The 17,064-nt window shown below is 75.2% G+C and carries 17 protein-coding genes; 14 read left to right on the top strand and 3 right to left on the bottom strand.

Annotated elements, in window-relative coordinates; genetic code table 11:
- Positions 1-2 precede the first annotated feature (2 nt).
- From VE546_RS27950 to VE546_RS06110, 3 genes are all read left to right on the top strand, one after another.
- Positions 3-143, top strand: a complete 141-nt coding sequence (locus VE546_RS27950) for a SapB/AmfS family lanthipeptide (RefSeq protein ID WP_414720413.1) — start codon at positions 3-5, stop codon at positions 141-143.
- 78 nt (positions 144-221) lie between these two features.
- Positions 222-377, top strand: a complete 156-nt coding sequence (locus VE546_RS06115; RefSeq protein WP_324919344.1) for a SapB/AmfS family lanthipeptide — start codon at positions 222-224, stop codon at positions 375-377.
- Positions 378-469: 92 nt separating this feature from the next.
- Complete coding sequence (locus VE546_RS06110) at positions 470-610, top strand: SapB/AmfS family lanthipeptide (protein ID WP_324919342.1); 141 nt, start codon at positions 470-472, stop codon at positions 608-610.
- A gap of 98 nt (positions 611-708) precedes the next feature.
- Here the strand turns inward: VE546_RS06110 and VE546_RS06105 are convergent, their stop codons facing one another.
- Positions 709-1,389, bottom strand: coding sequence for a lysophospholipid acyltransferase family protein (locus VE546_RS06105; RefSeq protein ID WP_324919346.1), 681 nt, complete (start codon positions 1,387-1,389; stop codon positions 709-711).
- A gap of 245 nt (positions 1,390-1,634) precedes the next feature.
- On the opposite strand from VE546_RS06105, the gene VE546_RS06100 reads away from it, so the two are divergent.
- The 3 genes from VE546_RS06100 (at position 1,635) to VE546_RS06090 (ending at position 4,118) form a co-directional block, all read left to right on the top strand.
- Positions 1,635-2,780, top strand: a complete 1,146-nt coding sequence (locus VE546_RS06100) for a glycerophosphodiester phosphodiesterase (RefSeq protein WP_324919340.1) — start codon at positions 1,635-1,637, stop codon at positions 2,778-2,780.
- Between the two features lie 122 nt (positions 2,781-2,902).
- Complete coding sequence (locus tag VE546_RS06095) at positions 2,903-3,496, top strand: sigma-70 family RNA polymerase sigma factor (RefSeq protein ID WP_324919339.1); 594 nt, start codon at positions 2,903-2,905, stop codon at positions 3,494-3,496.
- Positions 3,497-3,590: 94 nt separating this feature from the next.
- A complete protein-coding gene (locus tag VE546_RS06090) occupies positions 3,591-4,118 on the top strand; it encodes a GNAT family N-acetyltransferase (protein WP_324919337.1) in 528 nt (175 codons plus the stop codon).
- A 65-nt stretch (positions 4,119-4,183) separates the two neighbouring features.
- Here the strand turns inward: VE546_RS06090 and VE546_RS06085 are convergent, their stop codons facing one another.
- Both VE546_RS06085 and VE546_RS06080 read right to left on the bottom strand, forming a co-directional pair.
- Positions 4,184-4,618, bottom strand: a complete 435-nt coding sequence (locus VE546_RS06085) for a hypothetical protein (protein ID WP_324919335.1) — start codon at positions 4,616-4,618, stop codon at positions 4,184-4,186.
- Positions 4,611-4,982: a hypothetical protein gene (locus VE546_RS06080; RefSeq protein ID WP_324919334.1), complete on the bottom strand. Its 372-nt coding sequence runs from the start codon at positions 4,980-4,982 to the stop codon at positions 4,611-4,613. The genes VE546_RS06085 and VE546_RS06080 overlap by 8 nt, the downstream gene beginning before the upstream one ends.
- 846 nt (positions 4,983-5,828) lie before the next feature.
- On the opposite strand from VE546_RS06080, the gene VE546_RS06070 reads away from it, so the two are divergent.
- From VE546_RS06070 to VE546_RS06035, 8 genes are all read left to right on the top strand, one after another.
- The gene (locus VE546_RS06070) at positions 5,829-6,968 is read left to right on the top strand and encodes a methionine ABC transporter ATP-binding protein (protein WP_324919332.1); all 1,140 of its coding nucleotides are present in this window, start codon (positions 5,829-5,831) and stop codon (positions 6,966-6,968) included.
- Positions 6,965-7,636, top strand: a complete 672-nt coding sequence (locus tag VE546_RS06065) for a methionine ABC transporter permease (RefSeq protein ID WP_324919330.1) — start codon at positions 6,965-6,967, stop codon at positions 7,634-7,636. Before VE546_RS06070 ends, VE546_RS06065 begins: the two co-directional genes overlap by 4 nt.
- Before the next feature lie 118 nt (positions 7,637-7,754).
- Positions 7,755-8,606 (top strand): MetQ/NlpA family ABC transporter substrate-binding protein, encoded by an 852-nt coding sequence (locus tag VE546_RS06060; RefSeq protein WP_324919328.1) that lies wholly within the window; start codon positions 7,755-7,757, stop codon positions 8,604-8,606.
- Positions 8,607-8,730: 124 nt separating this feature from the next.
- Positions 8,731-9,369, top strand: a complete 639-nt coding sequence (locus VE546_RS06055; RefSeq protein ID WP_324919326.1) for a GNAT family N-acetyltransferase — start codon at positions 8,731-8,733, stop codon at positions 9,367-9,369.
- 146 nt (positions 9,370-9,515) lie between these two features.
- Positions 9,516-10,760 carry a precorrin-6y C5,15-methyltransferase (decarboxylating) subunit CbiE gene (gene cbiE / locus VE546_RS06050; RefSeq protein WP_324919324.1) on the top strand — a complete coding sequence of 415 codons (1,245 nt, stop codon included), beginning with the start codon at positions 9,516-9,518 and terminating at the stop codon, positions 10,758-10,760.
- A gap of 244 nt (positions 10,761-11,004) precedes the next feature.
- Complete coding sequence (cobT, locus tag VE546_RS06045) at positions 11,005-14,430, top strand: nicotinate-nucleotide--dimethylbenzimidazole phosphoribosyltransferase (protein ID WP_324919322.1); 3,426 nt, start codon at positions 11,005-11,007, stop codon at positions 14,428-14,430.
- Positions 14,431-14,661: 231 nt separating this feature from the next.
- Positions 14,662-15,897: a uroporphyrinogen-III C-methyltransferase gene (cobA, locus tag VE546_RS06040; RefSeq protein ID WP_324919320.1), complete on the top strand. Its 1,236-nt coding sequence runs from the start codon at positions 14,662-14,664 to the stop codon at positions 15,895-15,897.
- A gap of 53 nt (positions 15,898-15,950) precedes the next feature.
- Entirely contained in the window at positions 15,951-16,796 is an 846-nt protein-coding gene (locus VE546_RS06035) for an RNA methyltransferase (RefSeq protein ID WP_324919318.1), read from the top strand.
- The last annotated feature ends 268 nt before the right edge of the window (positions 16,797-17,064 follow it).

The raw sequence follows: 17,064 nt of genomic DNA, 5'->3' as shown, positions 1-17,064 counted from the left end.
GCCTGTACGACCTGCAGGAGCTGGAGTGCGGGGGAGAGCCGGGCACGGCCGGCGGGAGGGCCGGGGTGGACGGCGACAGCAGCCACAGCCTCCTGCTCTGCCTGCCTCCCGTGTCCGCCATGTCCATATCCGTCTGCTCCTGACGGACCGGAGGGCGTCCGGTCACGGGAAGCGGCGCCCCGGCCGGGGCGCCGGAACGCAACGGCGACGAGAGGGCGGCGATGAGGGACGAGATGAGCCTGTACGACCTGCAGGAACTGGAGAGCGCACGGCCCCCGGGTGCGCCCGGCCGGGAGGACGGCTGGCAGGGCGACAGCCACACGAGCCTGCTGGCGTGCGACAACTCCTCCGAGCTGTCCATCCTCCTCTGCGTCTGACGGTCGGCCGCCCGCTCCACGGATTCCCGGAGCCGGCCGGTTCCGGGGAGGTTCCCTCCCCCGGCGGGGAGGCCACCGAAGGAGACGCGGACATGAGGGAACTCGGTCTGTACGACCTGCAGGAACTGCAATCCGAAGAAGAGTCGGTGACGGACGGTCGGACGGTCGGCGACAGCACCCACAGCGTGCTGTGCGACCCCCTCTCCGTCATGTCCCTGATCGTCTGCGGCTGACGGGCCGCAGGATCGGCCGGACGGCCGGTGCCGCCCGCGGACCCCGCGGGCGGCACCGTGCGCGTCCACCGGCCGGAGGGCGGCGGGGTGCGGCCGGATCAGGCGGCCTTGGCCTTGGTGGCGTAGATGTCCACGTACTCCTGGCCCGACAGCCGCATCACGTGGCTCATCACCTCGTCCGTCACGGCCCGCAGCACGTAGCGGTCGCGGTCCATGCCGTCGTAGCGGGAGAAGTCCAGCGGCTCGCCGAAGCGGACCGTGATCCGGCGGCCCGGGCCGACGCGGGGCAGGCCCCGGCCGCCCGGCTGCACGCGGTCGGTGCCGATCATCGCGAACGGGACCACCGGCGCCCCGGTCATCAGCGCCAGCCGCGCGATGCCGGTGCGGCCGCGGTACAGGCGGCCGTCGGGGGAACGGGTGCCCTCCGGGTAGATGCCGAAGACCTTGCCCTCCTCCAGCACCCGGCGGCCGGTCATCAGGGCCGCCACGCCGCCGTGCCCGCCGTCGCGGTCCACGGGGATCATGCCGACGCCGGTGAAGAACCAGGCCATCAGACGGCCCTTGAGGCTGGTGCCGGTGACGTACTCGTCCTTGCCGATGAAGAAGACCTGCCGGTCGACCACGAGCGGGAGGATCATCGAGTCGATGAACGTGAGGTGGTTTCCGGCCAGGATCACCGGACCGCTGCCCGGAATGCGCTCGGCCCCCTCGACCCGGGGACGGAACAGCACGCGCAGCAGCGGTCCGAGCAACGCCTTGATGAGCTGGAAACGGGACAACATGCCCTCCGGTCGTGACGGTCAGCGCGCACACCCGCGCAGGTGAGGACGATACTCGCGGATCTCCGCGGCGCGCGCGCCGGGTTCACACGACGGATACCCGGTGTCGGTGTCCTTTGTCAGCCGTTTGCGTCACGTTCCGCCCGCGGTCTCCCGGCGGACGGCGGGGCGCGCCTACCATGCGCGGGTCCCGTCGCTTGTCAGGTGCGGGACAGGAGCGAGCAGGCGTGGGGAGAGGAGTGCCCGTGGCAGGGGAACAGGTGCGGCGGCCCGGCCGCCGAACGGTGCTGGGCGCGGCGGTGCTGAGTGCGGGGGCGCTGGGCGCGGGACCGGCGGCCGCGGCCGCCGGGCGGGGCCGTCCGGGCCGGGGGCGCGGGGCCCTGCCGGTGCCCGCCGTCATCGCCCACCGCGGCGCCAGCGGCTACCGCCCCGAGCACACCCTCGGGGCGTACCAACTCGCCCTCGACATGGGCGCGGACGTCATCGAGCAGGACCTCGTCCCCACCAGGGACGGCCACCTGGTCTGCCGTCACGAGAACGACATCACCGGCACCACGGACGTGGCCGACCACCCGGAGTTCGCCGACCGGAGGACCACCAGGACGGTGGACGGCACGGAACTCACCGGCTGGTTCACCGAGGACTTCACCCTCGCCGAACTCAAGACGCTCCGCGCCACCGAGCGCATCCCGGACACCCGCCCGCACAACACCCTCTACGACGGCCGCTGGACGGTGCCCTCCTTCGAGGAGGTGCTGCGCTGGGCCGACCGCGAGGGCCGCAGGCGCGGACGGCCGGTCCACCTCCACGTCGAGACCAAGCACCCGAGCTACTTCCGCGGGCTGGGACTCGGCCTGGAGGAGCCGCTGGCGCGGCTGCTGCGCAGGTACGGCCGGCACCGCGCCGACTCCCCGACCTTCCTGCAGTCCTTCGAGCCCGGCAGCGTGCGGCGGCTGGGCGAGTTGGTGGAGACCCCGCGCGTGGTGCTGCTGTCCTCCGCCGGCTCCCGGCCGTGGGACTTCGTGGAGTCCGGCGACCCGCGCACCGTGGCCGACCTGGTCACGCCCGAAGGGCTGGAGTGGATCTCCGGCTTCGCCCAGGGCATCGGCCCCACGCTCGACCTCGTCATCCCCCGCCGGGCGGACGGACGGCTCGGCGAGCCCACCACCCTGGTCCGCGACGCACACGCCCGGGGCCTGCTGCTCCACCCGTACACCCTGCGCAACGAGAACCGGTTCCTGCCCGCCGACTTCCGCCGCGGCACCGACCCCGACGCGTACGGGGACGCCTTCGGGGCCCTGCGGACGTACTTCGCCACCGGCATCGACGGCATCTTCTCCGACCACCCGGACACGGCGCTGCTGGCCGCCGAGGACTTCCGCCGGGGCTGAACGCCTCCCCGGCGCCGGGCCTCCGGCACCGGGGCCGCACCGGCTCGTGGACGCCTCACCCGCGCGGGTGATCACCGGCCGTCCGCGCAACCGGTGCGCCGTACCGTGCCGTCCCGGCAGCCGTGACGCCGGACGACACCCTCCCCGCCCCTCCAGCCGCCCACCCGGCCGCCCTCCCGCCGTCCCTCCGCCCCCTGCTGGCGGCCGAGTGCGCCGCGGAGGCGGCCGGCCACGGCGTCGAACCCGCCGACCTCGAACAGGCGGTGTGGCTGCGCTGGCTGGAACGCGGCCGGGCGGGCGGTCCGCCGTCCCGTCCCGAGCACTGGCTGCGCGCGGCCGTACGGGCCGAGGTGCGGGCCGCGCGGCGCCGGGCGCGGCGCGAGGTGCCCTACGACCCGGTGACGTCCGCACCCGGGGGCGGGCCGGCGCCCGGCGCCGGGGACGGCGCCGGGGACACCGACAGCGCCGAGAGCCGCGTCCTGCGCGCCGAACGGCGGCGGATCCTGCGCGCGGCGGTCGGGAGGCTGCCCGGCCGGTGCCCCGCGGTGCTCGCCGCCCTGCTGTCGGACCGGGACCCCACCTACCCAGAGGTGGCCCGCGAGTTGGGAATCTCACAGGGCAGTCTGGGGCCGATGCGTTCCCGTTGCATCGATTGCCTGCGCAGAATGCTCACGACGGAGGTTGCGCCTCCCGGGCTCGGGGGAAGGGTGCGGTAAACCACCGGCGTCATCAGGGCAGACAGTTCGGGTGCGCGACCCTCGTTCCCACACGTGCGCCCGGGCGAGACACATCATGGGGAGACGTGCGCACATGGGAATGAGCGTGACCATCTCTGCGGCGAAGGACAGCGACGCCGAGCAGATCCTCAAACTGCAGTACCTCTGCTACCAGTCCGAGGCCGCGCTGTACGGCGACTACGGCATCGAGCCGCTCACCCAGACCCTCGACGACCTGCGCGCCGAACTGGCCCACGGCTGCGTGCTGGTGGCCCGGCTCGGCGAGGAGGTCGTCGGCTCGGTGCGCGGCGGCGTCGACGACGACGGCACGGCGACGCTCGACAAGCTGATCGTGCATCCCCGCATGCAGCGGCACGGCCTCGGCAGGCGGCTGCTGTCGGCGATCGAGGAGCGGCTGGCGGAGGAACGGTCCGTCAAGCGCTACCGGCTGTTCACCGGCCACCGCAGCGCGGGCAACCTGCGCCTCTACAGCAGGCTCGGCTACACCCCCGTGGGCACCGAACGGGTCTCCGCCCGGCTGACCCGGATCACCCTGGAGAAGACCCTGGGGGAGACCCTGGAGGAGGAGGCCGTCTCCCAGGACTACGCGGCCAGCGCCTGATTCCCCGGCACCCGTGGCACCCGTCCGGGCCGGGCCGCCGGGCCCCGGGCCGTCCGTCCGGGCCCCTACGCCGCCCGCCGCCGCGAGCGCCGCAGCCACGCCAGGCCGAGGACCGGCAGGACCAGCGGAAGCAGCAGGTAGCCCAGGCCGTAGTCCGACCAGACCGTCGCGTCCGGGAAGGCGTCCGGGTCGAGCACGGTCCAGGTGCCGACCGTCAGCACCCCGGCCAGTTCCGCCGCGCAGCCGGCCGTCGCCACCGTACGGGCGACCCCGCCGCCGCGGACCAGGGCGAGGGTGATGACCACGTACACCACCGCGGCCACCGCCGAGAGCACGTAGGCGAGCGGCGCCTCGTGGAAGCGGGTGGCGAGCTGGAAGGCCGAGCGGGAGGTGGCGCCGACGGCGAAGACCCCGTACACCGTGACCAGCAGCCGGCCCGGGCCGTGGCCGAGTCCCTCCGGGGCGTTCCCCGCGGCGGGCGTCCGCGGCTTCTCAGCCATGACCGCCGCCTCCCCACACGTCGTACAGCCGCACCTGGAGCACGGCCATCACCACCGCGCCCGCGGCCACCGTCGCCGAGCCCCAGCGGGTCCGCTCGGCCAGCGACATGAAGCCGACCGCGGGGACGCAGGCCACGATGCCCAACAGGTAGCCGACGAAGACCACCGTGCCGCCGTCCGGCCGCTCGCCGCGCGCGAGCTGCACGATGCCGACGACCAACTGGACCAGGGCGAGCGCGGTCACCACGGCCATGCCGGCGAAGTGCCAGTCCTTGGTCGGCTGGTCCCGGTAGGCCGCGAAGCCGCACCAGGCGGCCAGGGCGAGCGCGGCCACGGCGACCGCGACCGTCAGCGGGGTGAGCATGTCGGCACTGTATTACGGACGAAACGGCCCACCGCGTGCGGCCCCCGGGCGCCTCGTACGCCGGCCGGGGTGAGGAGCCGCGCCGACGCCGCGCCGTCCGGCAGCGGCGGAACCCCGCTGCCGTCTCCGGAGTCCGTCGCCCGCCGCCGGACCCGCCGGGCGCGGGAGTACGGCGTCGCCGCCGGGGACCCCGTCCGGGGCGGGCCCGGCCCCGCCGGGCCCTGTCCGCCGGTCGCCGCGAAGCCGGGCGTGGACCCGGCGCGCCGCGTGGGTCCCCGGGGACGCCCCGGCCGGATCGGCGGCGGGCCGCGCGGCGGGTATGACAACCGTGGCCTTGGCCACAACGCGCGAGCGCGGCGACCTGCCCGCCCATGCCCGTGGTAAGGATCTGTCGGCCGTGTCCGTGCAGGTCACGGCCGGTGGACCGGGGATCGTCACGGAGGACTGAACGGGTGCCGCACCCTTGCCGGTTGTCCACTATCCGGACAACGTGTCCGCCATGTGCGTACGGGAGTCGGACATCTGGTTTACTCGTCGCCATGACCGCGACGAGCATCCGCATCCCCGCGACCGAGGCGACGACGACGCCCGGTGCTCGTTGCATGTGTCGAATGTGTCACCGCTGAGGGCCCCCGTCTGAGCCGCCTCGCGCCCCGAAGCGAGACCTGAGCCCCGCTCCGCGCCGACCACCGGCACGGACCGGACCCGCTCGGCCCGCGCTCACCCGCAGTCCCGTCGCTCCACGGCGCTCCGGGCTGCCGGTTCCCACCTCTTTCGCCAGGAACACCCCCGTGCCCGGCGCCGTACCCGCGCGCCGCGCACTCGACAGTGACGGACACCCACCCAGTGATCACCACTACGGGACTCACCAAGGTCTACCGATCCCGCGGCCGCGACGTGACCGCGCTCGACGGCGTCGATCTGCACGTCCGCGAGGGCGAGGTCTTCGGCGTCGTCGGACGCAGCGGCGCCGGGAAGTCCTCCCTCATCCGCTGCGTCAACCTGCTGGAGCGGCCCACCTCCGGCACGGTCGTCGTCGACGGCCAGGACCTCACCGCCCTGGCCGGACGCGGACGGCGGGCCGGCGCCGAGCTGCGCCGGGCGCGCAGCCGCATCGGCATGGTCTTCCAGCACTTCAACCTGCTGTCTTCCCGGACCGTCCAGGGCAACGTCGAATTGCCGCTGGAGATCCTGGGAGTCCCCGGCCGGGAGCGCGCCCGCAAGGCGCGGGAACTGCTCGGACTGGTCGGCCTCGCCGACCACGCCCGCGCCTGGCCCGCCCAGCTCTCGGGCGGGCAGAAGCAGCGCGTCGGCATCGCCCGCGCGCTCGCCGGCGACCCCAAGGTGCTGCTGTCGGACGAGGCCACCTCCGCCCTCGATCCCGAGACCACCCGCTCCGTCCTGTCCCTGCTGCGCGACCTCAACCGGCAGCTCGGTCTGACGGTGCTGCTCATCACGCACGAGATGGACGTCGTCAAGACGGTCTGCGACTCGGCCGCGCTGATGCGCGACGGCAGGATCGTCGAGTCCGGCACCGTCTCCGGGCTGCTGGCCACCCCCGGCTCGGAACTGGCCCGCGAGCTGTTCCCCCTGGGCGGCCGGCCCGGAGCGGGGGAGCACACCGTCGTGGACGTCACCTTCCACGGCGAGAGCACGGCCCGGCCGCTGATCTCCCAGTTGTCGCGCACCTACGACATCGACGTGTCGATCCTGGGCGCGGCCATGGACACCATCGGCGGCCGCCAGGTCGGCCGGATGCGGATCGAACTCCCGGGCCGCTACGAGGACAACGTCGTACCGATCGGCTTCCTGCGCGAGCGGGGCCTGACCGTGGAGGTCGCGGAGGAGACGGACGGCGCGGCGGGCGCGAAGGCGGCCGAGGCGGCCGAGGAGACCGGAGGGGCGGCGACGGCGGAAGAAGCGGCGGAGGCCGCGGAGACCGCAGAGACCGCGAAGACCGCGGAGACGGTGGAGGAGGCCCGATGACCTGGCAGGAGATGCAGCCGATACTGCTCCAGGGCACCATCGACACGCTCTACATGGTCGGCTGGTCCACCCTCGTCACCGTCCTCGGCGGACTCCCGCTGGGCGTCCTGCTGGTGCTCACCGACCGCGGCGGGCTGCTGGCGAACAGAACGGTCAACAAGGCCCTCGGCGTCGTGGTCAACGTCGGGCGCTCCCTGCCCTTCATCGTCCTCGTCGTCGCCCTGATCCCCTTCACGCGCATGGTCGTGGGCACTTCCATCGGGCCGACGGCCGCCGTGGTGCCGCTGTCCATCGGCGCCATCCCCTTCTTCGCCCGGCTGGTGGAGACCGCCGTGCGCGAGGTGGACCACGGCCTGGTCGAGGCCGTCCTGTCCATGGGCGGCGGCACCGGCACGGTCGTCTTCAAGGCGCTGCTGCCGCAGGCGCTGCCCTCGCTCGTGGCCGGCCTGACCACCACCGTCATCACCCTCGTCAGCTACTCCGCGATGGCCGGGGCGGTGGGCGCCGAGGGACTGGGCAGCAAGGCCATCACCTACGGCTATCAGCGGTTCGAGACCGGCTTCATGGTCGCCACCGTCGTCGTGCTGCTGGCCATCGTCACCGCCGTGCAGCTCCTGGGCGACGGCGTGGTGCGGCTGCTCTCCCGCCGGGAGCGCACCGCCTCCTGAGCCTCCCCCCACGCAACCCCCCACACCCCCACGGGAACCCCCCACGAAAAGCCGGACCCCTTGTCCGGCGCCAACGGAAAACACCGCGACACCAAAGACACGGAAAGAGGCACTCTTCGTGCGCACCGTCCTGAAGACCACCGTCGCCGCCGCGGCCACCGCCGCCCTCACCCTCGGCCTGGCCGCCTGCGGCACCGACTCCGACCCCGCCGCCGGCGGCCCGGCGGACTCCGACGCCCCGCTGACCGTCGCCGCCTCCCCGACCCCGCACGCCGACATCCTCGGCTTCGTCCGGGACAACCTGGCGAAGAAGGCGGGACTGAAGCTGGAGGTCAGGGAGTTCACCGACTACGTCCTGCCCAACACCGCCACCGAGAACGGCGAGGTCGACGCCAACTACTTCCAGCACAAGCCGTACCTGGACGACTTCAACGCCAAGCAGGGCACCCACATCGTGCCCGTGGTGGACGTGCACCTGGAGCCGCTGGGCCTGTACTCCTCCACCCTGAAGAAGGCGTCGGAGCTCACCGCCGGCTCCACCGTCGCGGTGCCCAACGACACCACCAACGAGGGCCGCGCCCTGAAGCTCCTGGACGACCACGGCCTGATCGAGCTGAAGGAGGGCGCCGGGGACGACGCCACCCTCTCCGACATCGCCGACCGCAAGGGCCTGAAGTTCAAGGAGCTGGAGGCCGCCGCCCTGCCCCGCTCCCTGGAGGACGTGGACGCCGCCGTCATCAACGGCAACTACGCCATCGAGGCCGACCTGGAGCCCGCGAAGGACGCCCTCGCCCTGGAGAAGGCGGAGGGCAACCCGTACGCCAACTTCCTCGCCGTGAAGAAGGGGAACGAGGACGACCCGCGGGTGAAGAAGCTCGCGGAGCTGCTGACATCCAAGGAGGTCGCGGAGTTCATCGAGAAGAAGTACCACGGCTCGGTCGTCCCCGCCGCGGGCCCCGACGCCTCCTGACGCCCGCGTCCCGCGGGCCGGCACACCGGGCCCCGGCCCCTTCGGGGGGCCGGGGCCCGGCGCTGCGCACCGCCCCGACGATGCTGCATGCTGGGCACCCCACCCCTTCAGGCTGGAGCGGCGCATGACATCCATCTTCCCGGAGATCTCGATCAGTACGGAGCGGCTCGTGCTGCGTCCCCTCGAGGAGGCGGACGTCCCCGCGTTCACGGAGATGATGAACGACGAGCTGGTCACCGCCTGGACCTCCGTACCCGTCCCCTACACCGAGGACGACGCCCGGGAGTGGATCACCCGCGGGGCACCCGCGGAACGGACGGAGGGACGCGGCATCGTCTTCGCCGTCACCGAGTTCCTCACCCAGCGCCTGGTCGGCACCGTCCACCTGCGGAAGACCGACTGGCGGGTGCTGTCCGCCGAGGCGGCGTACGTGATCGCCCCCTGGGCGCGCGGCGAGGGGTACGCCGCCGAGTCGGTGCTGGCCGCGGCCCAATGGCTGTTCCACGACCGGAAGTTCGAGCGGCTGGAGATCCGCACCCCCGCCGACAACACCGCCTCCCAGCAGGTCGCCCAGAAGATCGGCTGCGTCAGCGAGGGCGTGCTGCGCAACGCCTGGATAGCCCGCACCCGCACCGAGGACGGCGGCTGGACCGACGTCCGCACCGACCTGATCGTGTGGAGCCTGCTGCCGGAGGACCTGGACGGGACGCCCGGGGAGATGGCCGGCGCCGGCGGCTACTCCTCCTACCCGGAGTGGCGCTGACCGTCCGGCCCGCCCCCTGACGGACCGGCACGCACCGGGCGCGGTAACCTCACTGCGGCGATCCCGCCGCCCCCGCCCCGCCACCGCACGTCCCGACCGACCCTGCCCCGTCCCCGCCCCGCGACGCGCCCAGGAGAGACCCGCCGATGGCCGACCGTGTCACCGTGATCGGGTGGGACGGCTCACCGCTGACCGAGGCCGCCCGGGCCGCCCTCGGCGCGGCCACCCTCGTCGCCGGCGCCGCCCACCACCTGGCCCTGCCCGAGGTCCCGCCCGGCGCCGAACGCATCCGCCTGGGCAGCGTCTCGCTGGCCGCCCGCCGCATCGCCGGGCACCGGGGCACCGCGGTGGTCCTCGCCGACGGGGACCCCGGATTCTTCGGCGTCGTCCGCACCCTGCGGGCGCCCGAGTACGGCCTGGAGGTCGAGGTCGTCCCCGCGGTCTCCTCCGTGGCCGCCGCCTTCGCCCGGGCCGGGATGCCCTGGGACGACGCCCAGGTCGTCGTCGCCCACGCCCGTACGCTGCGCCGCGCCGTCAACGTCTGCCGCGCGCACCCCAAGGTCGCCGTCCTCACCTCGCCCGGCGCCGGGCCCGCCGAACTGGCCCTGCTGCTGGAGGGGGTGCACCGCACCTTCGTCATCTGCGAGGCCCTGGGCACCGACCGCGAGCAGGTCACCGTCCTGACCTCCGACAAGGTCGCCGACCACGTCTGGCGCGACCCCAACATCGTGATCGTCGTGGGCGGTTCGGGCACCGGCACCGGACCCGGCACCGACCGGGGCGGCTGGCTGGCCGGCCGCGACCCCGACTACCCGCCCCCCGTGCGCGGCTGGGCCCTGCCGACCGCCGAGTACACCGGGCAGGACCCCGCCGACCCCGCCGCGCCGCCCGCGGAGGACCAGGACCCGGCCCACCTGCGCGCCGCCCAGCTCGCCCGGCTCGGACCCCGGCCCGGCGACCTGCTGTGGGACGTCGGCGCGGGCAGCGGCGCCCTCGCCGTGGAGGCCGCCCGCTTCGGCGCCGCCGTCCTGGCCGTCGAGCGCGACGCCGCCGCCTGCGCCCGGATGTCCGCCGCGGCACGGCGCTTCGGGGTCCAGCTCCAGATCGTGCCGGGGACCGCGCCCCTGGCCCTGGAGGACCTGCCCGAGCCCGACCTGGTGCGCGTCGGCGGCGGGGGAGTGCGCACGGTCGCCGCGTGCGCCGACCGCAGGCCCGAACGGATCGTCACGCACGCCCTCACCCGCGACGAGGCCGAGGCCGTCGGCCGGGTGCTGGCGGACGGCGGGTACCGCGTGGAGTGCGCGCTGCTGCAGTCCGTGGAACTGGACACCGGGGCGTGGACGGAACGGGAGCGATCGGTCGTCTTCCTGCTGGCCGGCCGCCGGATGTGATCTGTCCAGGGAAGAACCGTGACCAACCGGGGCCAGTCGTCCACCCCCGGCTCCCCCGGCGCACGGTGCCGGGTAGGCTGATGGATCGTTGTGCCGCCACCGGGATTGACGCTTCGTCCGTCAATGTCCGGATGGTTCAGGCGGGGGTACGTACCGCACCGTGTCCACGCTCGTTGTTCCGCAACGGGAGGGCGCGGCACCCGCTGGGGCTGGAAGGAGCACTACCGATGGGCGAGGGGTACGCATGACTGACACCGGCCAGGTCCCGGTCGAGGGACAGCCGGAGAACGCAGGCGGACAGCCGGAGCAGCCGGTCGCACCGGCTCCCGGCACGTACACCTTCGCGGGTCCGGCCGGAGGTGTGACGGCGGGCGACGAGGACGACCTGCTGCTGCCCGGTGCCCAGGGCGCGTGGAGCGAGGCGGCGGCGTCCGCGCAGCCCGCACCCGCGCCGGGCCCGCACGAGACGGCTCCGGCCGGCTACGACGCGGGTCCGGCGCCGCACCCGGCGCCGTCCGCGCAGTACGGACCGCAGCCCGCCGCCCCGGCCGGACCGCAGTCCGTGCCGCCGGCGGGAAGCACTCCCGACGCCCAGGCGGCCCACCTCCAGGCGCCCCAGGCCACCCAGGCCCCGCGCCGTCCGCTGCACCTGGGCCCGCCCGTGCCCGAGCAGTCCGGCACGGTGCGCACGCTCGCCGACCGCGGTCCGGCCCCGGCCCCGTCCGCCGGGCCGACCATCCCGGTGGGCCCGATGCCCACGCCTGCGCACCCGATGCCCGTACGGCAGCCGGGGCCGCCCACCGGGGGCCCCGAGTACTTCGACGTGGCCCACGAGGAGCCGGCGGCTCCGGCACCGGAGCAGGACCCGGCCGTGCTGCCCGGGCCGCAGCTCGGCACGTTCCCGCAGGAGCCCGTGGGAGCGGGCGCCTGGGGGCCGCAGGCCCCGGTCCAGGAACCGGCGCAGGCCCCGGTCCAGGAGCCCGCGCAGGCTCCCGGCGAGGTGGCCGGCCAGCCGGCCGGACCGCCGCCGTCCGGCCCCGACCTCGCCGCGGTGCCCGGCCCGGAGACCCCGCACCAGGAGCCTGTGCCGGCCCAGGAGCAGGTGTCCCAGGAGCAGCCCCCGGCCCAGGAGCAGGTGCAGGAGCCGGTCGGGGAGCAGGCTCCCGCCGTTCCGGAGACCGAGCCGCAGCCCCAGGCTCCCGAGGCCCCCGCAGCCCCCGAGGCCCCCGCAGCCCCCGAGGCCCCTGCGGCCCCCGTGGCGGAGACGCCCGCGGCCGGGGTGCCCGTGGCCGAGCCTTCCGCCCCGGTCGCCCCCGAGCCCCAGGCCGCCGGGCAGGCGCCCGGTCCCGACGCCTCCGGCGCCCCGGAGGGCGGCACGCCGGTGAGCGACGTGCCCGAGGCCCCCGAGGCGTCCGCGGCCCCGGCGGCCGTCCCGGAGGAGGACGCGGGCGCGCCCGCGGAGTCCGTCCCCGTGCCCGCCCCCCGGCAGGCGCCCGCCGAGGCCCCGGCCGAGCCCGCCGCGGAGCCGGTGGCCGCCGCTCCCGCCGACGGAACCCCCGCCGACGGAACCCCCGTCGACACTGCCGACACCCCTGCCGACACCGCCGACACCTCCGCCGACGCCGAGGGCACCCCCGCCCCGGGGACGGCCGGGCCCGCCGACGCCGGTGAGCAGCCCGCCGCGACCGCCGGCCGGCAGCTCGCCGTGGCGGCGATGCCCGGCGCCGGACCGCAGGTGATGGAGGCGGTGCCGGCCACCCCGGCCGACGGCGCCGCTCCCGCGCAGGCGACGGCGGAGGCACCGGCCCCGGCGGAATCCGCCCCGCAGGCGGAGGGCGAGCAGCCCGCCGACGGCGAACAGGCCACCGACGGCGAGCAGGCCGCCCCCGCGGAGGAAGCCCCCGCGGAGAAGGCCCCCGAGGCTCCCGACCGCGGACCGGCCCCCGCCTACGGCGAGGCCGAGCGCGAGGCGCTGCACCGCGTCATGCGCGAGCGGCGCGACATCCGCAACGGCTTCCGCCCCGACCCGATCCCGGACGAGGTGCTGCTGCGCGTCCTGGAGGCGGCCCACACCGCCCCCAGCGTCGGCCACTCCCAGCCGTGGGACTTCGTCATCATCCGGTCCGAGGAGACCCGCAGGACGATGCACGAGCTGGCCATGCGCCAGCGGGAGGCGTACGCCAGGTCGCTGCCCCGGGCCCGCGCCAAGCAGTTCAAGGAGCTGAAGGTCGAGGCGATCCTCGACACCCCGGTCAACATCGTCGTCACCGCCGACCCCACCCGCGGCGGCCGCCACACCCTCGGCCGGCACACCCAGCCGCAGATGGCGCCGTACTCCTCCGCGCTGGCCGTGGAGAACCTGTGGCTCGCCGCCCGCGCCGAGGGCCTGGGCGTGGGCTGGGTCAGCTTCTTCGACGAGCGCGAGCTGGTCCGGGTGCTCGGCCTCCCCGAGCACCTGGAGGTGGTGGCGTACCTGTGCATCGGGTACGTGGACGCCTTCCCGGACGAGCCCGAGCTGGTGCAGGCCGGCTGGTCCAAGCGCCGCCCGCTGTCGTGGGTCGTCCACGAGGAGTCCTACGGCCGCCGCGTGCTGCCCGGCGCCGAGGAGCCGCACGACCTGCTCACCGAGACCCTGGGGGGCATCCGCCCGCTGGACGCCAAGGCGCTCGGCGAGGCGTGGGAGCGGCAGAAGCGGATGACCAAGCCGTCCGGCGCACTCGGCATGCTGGAGATCATCTCCGCCCAGCTCAGCGGCCTGGCCCGGCAGTGTCCCCCGCCGGTGCCCGAGCCCGCCGCCGTCGCCGTCTTCGCCGGCGACCACGGGGTGCACGCCCAGGGCGTCACCGCCTGGCCGCAGGAGGTCACGGCGCAGATGGTCGCCAACTTCCTCGCCGGCGGCGCGGTCTGCAACGCCTTCGCCAACCAGGTCGGCGCCGAGGTCTGCGTGGTGGACGTGGGCGTGGCGGGCGACCTGCCCAACATGCCAGGTCTGCTCCCGCGCAAGGTGCGGCCCGGCACGGCGGACTTCACCACCGGCCCCGCGCTCACGCGCGAGGAGGTGGTGCGCGCGGTCGAGGTGGGCATCGAGACCGCCCGCGACCTGGTGGCGGCGGGCAACAAGGCGCTGCTCACCGGTGAGATGGGCATCGCCAACACCACCGTCTCCGCCGCGCTGATCTCCGTCTTCACCGGTGCCGACCCGGCCGAGGTCACCGGCCGCGGCACCGGCGTCAACGACGAGATGCACGCCCACAAGATCGATGTCGTGCGCCGTGCCCTGGAGCTGCACCAGCCCGACGCCTCCGACCCCCTCGGCGTCCTGGCCGCCGTCGGCGGGCTGGAGCACGCCGCGCTCGCCGGGCTGATCCTCGGCGGCGCCTCGCTGCGCACCCCCGTCATCCTCGACGGGGTGAGCGCGGGCGCGGCGGCCCTGGTCGCCCGGGCCATCGCCCCGGAGGCCCTGGCGGCCTGCATCGCGGGCCACCGCAGCGCGGAGCCCGGCCACGTCGCCGCGCTGACCAAGCTGGGCCTGCGTCCGCTGATCGACCTCGATCTGAGGCTCGGTGAGGGCACGGGCGCGCTGCTGGCCCTGCCCGTGGTGCAGAGCGCGGCCCGCGCCATGCACGAGGTCGCCACCTTCGACTCGGCGGGCGTCACCGAGAAGAGCTGACGCGCCCGTACGCCGTCCTCGCACCACCGCACGCCGTCCGCGGGTCACCGGCGGGGCCCGGGCCCCGCCGGTGACCCGCGGCACAGCGGGCTACGGGCACCGCGTCGTAGGCTGCCCGTGGCCCGCTTCCGTCCCCGTCGTCCCACCCCCGCCGCTCCACCGCCGCAGCAGCCGGGGGGCACCTCCCGGCCGTCAGGCCGGGGGAGTCACCGCCCAAGGAGCCGCACAGCCATGTCCGACCACTCCGCGCACCCCGCCTACCCCGTGGGACTGCGCCTGTCCGGGCGCCGCGTGGTCGTCCTCGGCGGCGGCACCGTCGCCCAGCGGCGGCTGCCCGCGCTGCTGGCGGCGGGCGCCGACGTGCTGCTGATCGCCCCCTCGGCCACCCCCTCGGTGGAGGCCATGGCCGAGGCGGGCGAGCTGCGCTGGGAGCGCCGCGCCTACCGTCCCGGCGACCTGGACGGCGCCTGGTACGCGGTCGTCGCCACCGACGACCCCGCCGCCAACGCCGCCGCCTCCGCCGAGGCCGAGGAGCGCCGCGTGTGGTGCGTCCGCAGCGACGACGCCGAGGCCGCCACCGCCTGGACCCCGGCCACCGGCCGCAGCGAGGGCGTCACCGTCGCCGTCCTGACCGGCCGCGACCCGCGCCGCTCGGCCGCCGTGCGCGACGCCGTGGTCGAGGGGCTGCGCGACGGCACCCTGACCGCTCCGCGCCACCGCGCCCGCCGCACCGGTGTCGCCCTGGTCGGCGGCGGCCCCGGCGACCCGGACCTGATCACCGTGCGCGGCCGCCGGCTGCTGGCCGAGGCGGACGTGGTGATCGCCGACCGGCTCGGCCCGCGCGACCTGCTCGACGAACTGCCGCCGCACGTCGAGGTGATCGACGCGGCCAAGATCCCCTACGGCCGCGCGATGGCCCAGGAGGCCATCAACGACGCCCTGATGGAACACGCCAAGGCGGGGAAGTTCGTCGTACGGCTCAAGGGCGGCGACCCCTTCGTCTTCGGGCGCGGCATGGAGGAGGCCCAGGCCCTGGCCGAGGCCGGGATACCGGTCACCGTGGTGCCCGGCATCACCAGCGCCGTCAGCGTGCCCGGCGCCGCCGGAATCCCGGTCACGCACCGGGGGGTGGCCCACGAGTTCACCGTCGTCAGCGGCCATGTGGCCCCCGACGACCCGCGTTCGCTGGTGGACTGGGAGGCCCTGGCCCGGCTGCGCGGCACCCTGGTGCTGCTGATGGCCGTGGAACGCATCGGGGCCATCGCCCGTACGCTCATCGGGCACGGACGGGACCCGGACACCCCCGTCGCCGTGGTCCAGGAGGGCACCACGGCCGCCCAGCGCCGCGTGGACGCCACCCTGGCGACCGTGGCGGACGCGGTCGGGGCGGAGGGCGTACGGCCGCCGGCGGTGATCGTCGTCGGCGAGGTGGTCGGCGTGGGCCCGGACGGCCCCGGCCCCCGGTGACGGCGGACGCGGCGAGGGCGCGGGAGGGATGTGCGCGTGAACGGGGACGTCCCGTGACAAAGGACGGCGGCGCCGTCGGCATCACCGTCGAGGATCCCGGCGACCCGCGCCTGAGCGACTACACCGACCTGACCGACGTCCAGCTCAGGCGCCGGCGCGAACCGGCGGAGGGGCTGTTCATCGCCGAGGGCGAGAAGGTCATCCGGCGTGCCCTGCGGGCCGGTTACGCGATGCGGTCGATGCTGCTGACGCCCCGGTGGGCCGAGGCGATGCGCGACGTCGTCGAGGAGGTCCGGGCGCCCGTCTACACCGTCAGCCCGGAGGTGGCCGAGCGCGTGACGGGCTATCACGTCCACCGCGGCGCCCTGGCCTCGATGCACCGCAAGCCCCTGCCGGCGCCGGAGGACCTGCTGGCGGGCGCGCCCCGGCAGGTGGCCGTCCTGGAGGGCATCACGGACCACACCAACGTCGGGGCCGTGTACCGGTCGGCCGCGGCCCTCGGGATCGACGCCGTCCTCCTCTCGCCGGACTGCGCCGATCCCCTGTACCGGCGCTCCGTGAAGGTCTCCATGGGAGCCGTCTTCTCCGTCCCCTACGCCCGTGTCGAGGACTGGCCGCACGGTCTGCGGGCGGTCCGGGACGCCGGTTACCCCCTCCTGGCCCTGACCCCCGATCCGGCCGCCACGCCGCTGGGCCGGGTCCCCCGGGAGGTGCTCCGGCGCTGCGCGGTCATGCTCGGCTCCGAGGGGCACGGCCTCTCCTCCCGGGCCCTCGGCGCGGCGGACCTGCGGGTCAGGATTCCGATGGCGCACGAGATCGACTCCCTGAACATCGCGGCCGCGGCCGCCGTCGGCTTCTACGCCCTGGCCGAGGCCGGAGGGAGAGCCGGGGACGGATAGCGCGTCCCGGCCGGGCCGGCGCGCCGCCCTCCGCGGGCCGCGCCGCGCCCGGCACCTCCCGGAGAGCGCATATATGGTGACACTCCGTGATAAAGTGGACAGGCCAGCACTCGGTCGGCGGGTCGGCCGGCGAGGAGGCAGCCGCCCCGGCCCGCTCATGTCGATGACCACGAGGCCTGTACTGGGGGTGCAGACCTCAGCTTTGCCCCATCCAGAGGATGGTCGGGTCGAGGTTGCTCAGGTTCCGGTCCGACCGCCCTCCCGAAGG

This window comes from Streptomyces sp. (genome assembly GCF_035644915.1).
Taxonomy (GTDB): domain Bacteria; phylum Actinomycetota; class Actinomycetes; order Streptomycetales; family Streptomycetaceae; genus Streptomyces.
Note: the sequence above shows the minus strand (reverse complement) of the source record. Positions and strands in the feature narration are given on the sequence as shown.

Bases quoted from the DNA above. Each gene is read 5' to 3' on its own strand.
- VE546_RS06115 (WP_324919344.1), top strand. From the start codon at position 222: ATGAGGGACGAGATGAGCCTGTACGACCTGCAGGAACTGGAGAGCGCA.
- VE546_RS06110 (WP_324919342.1), top strand. From the start codon at position 470: ATGAGGGAACTCGGTCTGTACGACCTGCAGGAACTGCAATCCGAAGAA.
- VE546_RS06090 (WP_324919337.1), top strand. From the start codon at position 3,591: ATGGGAATGAGCGTGACCATCTCTGCGGCGAAGGACAGCGACGCCGAG.
- VE546_RS06085 (WP_324919335.1), bottom strand. From the start codon at position 4,618: ATGGCTGAGAAGCCGCGGACGCCCGCCGCGGGGAACGCCCCGGAGGGA.
- VE546_RS06080 (WP_324919334.1), bottom strand. From the start codon at position 4,982: ATGCTCACCCCGCTGACGGTCGCGGTCGCCGTGGCCGCGCTCGCCCTG.
- VE546_RS06065 (WP_324919330.1), top strand. From the start codon at position 6,965: ATGACCTGGCAGGAGATGCAGCCGATACTGCTCCAGGGCACCATCGAC.
- VE546_RS06055 (WP_324919326.1), top strand. From the start codon at position 8,731: ATGACATCCATCTTCCCGGAGATCTCGATCAGTACGGAGCGGCTCGTG.
- cbiE (WP_324919324.1), top strand. From the start codon at position 9,516: ATGGCCGACCGTGTCACCGTGATCGGGTGGGACGGCTCACCGCTGACC.
- cobT (WP_324919322.1), top strand. From the start codon at position 11,005: ATGACTGACACCGGCCAGGTCCCGGTCGAGGGACAGCCGGAGAACGCA.
- cobA (WP_324919320.1), top strand. From the start codon at position 14,662: ATGTCCGACCACTCCGCGCACCCCGCCTACCCCGTGGGACTGCGCCTG.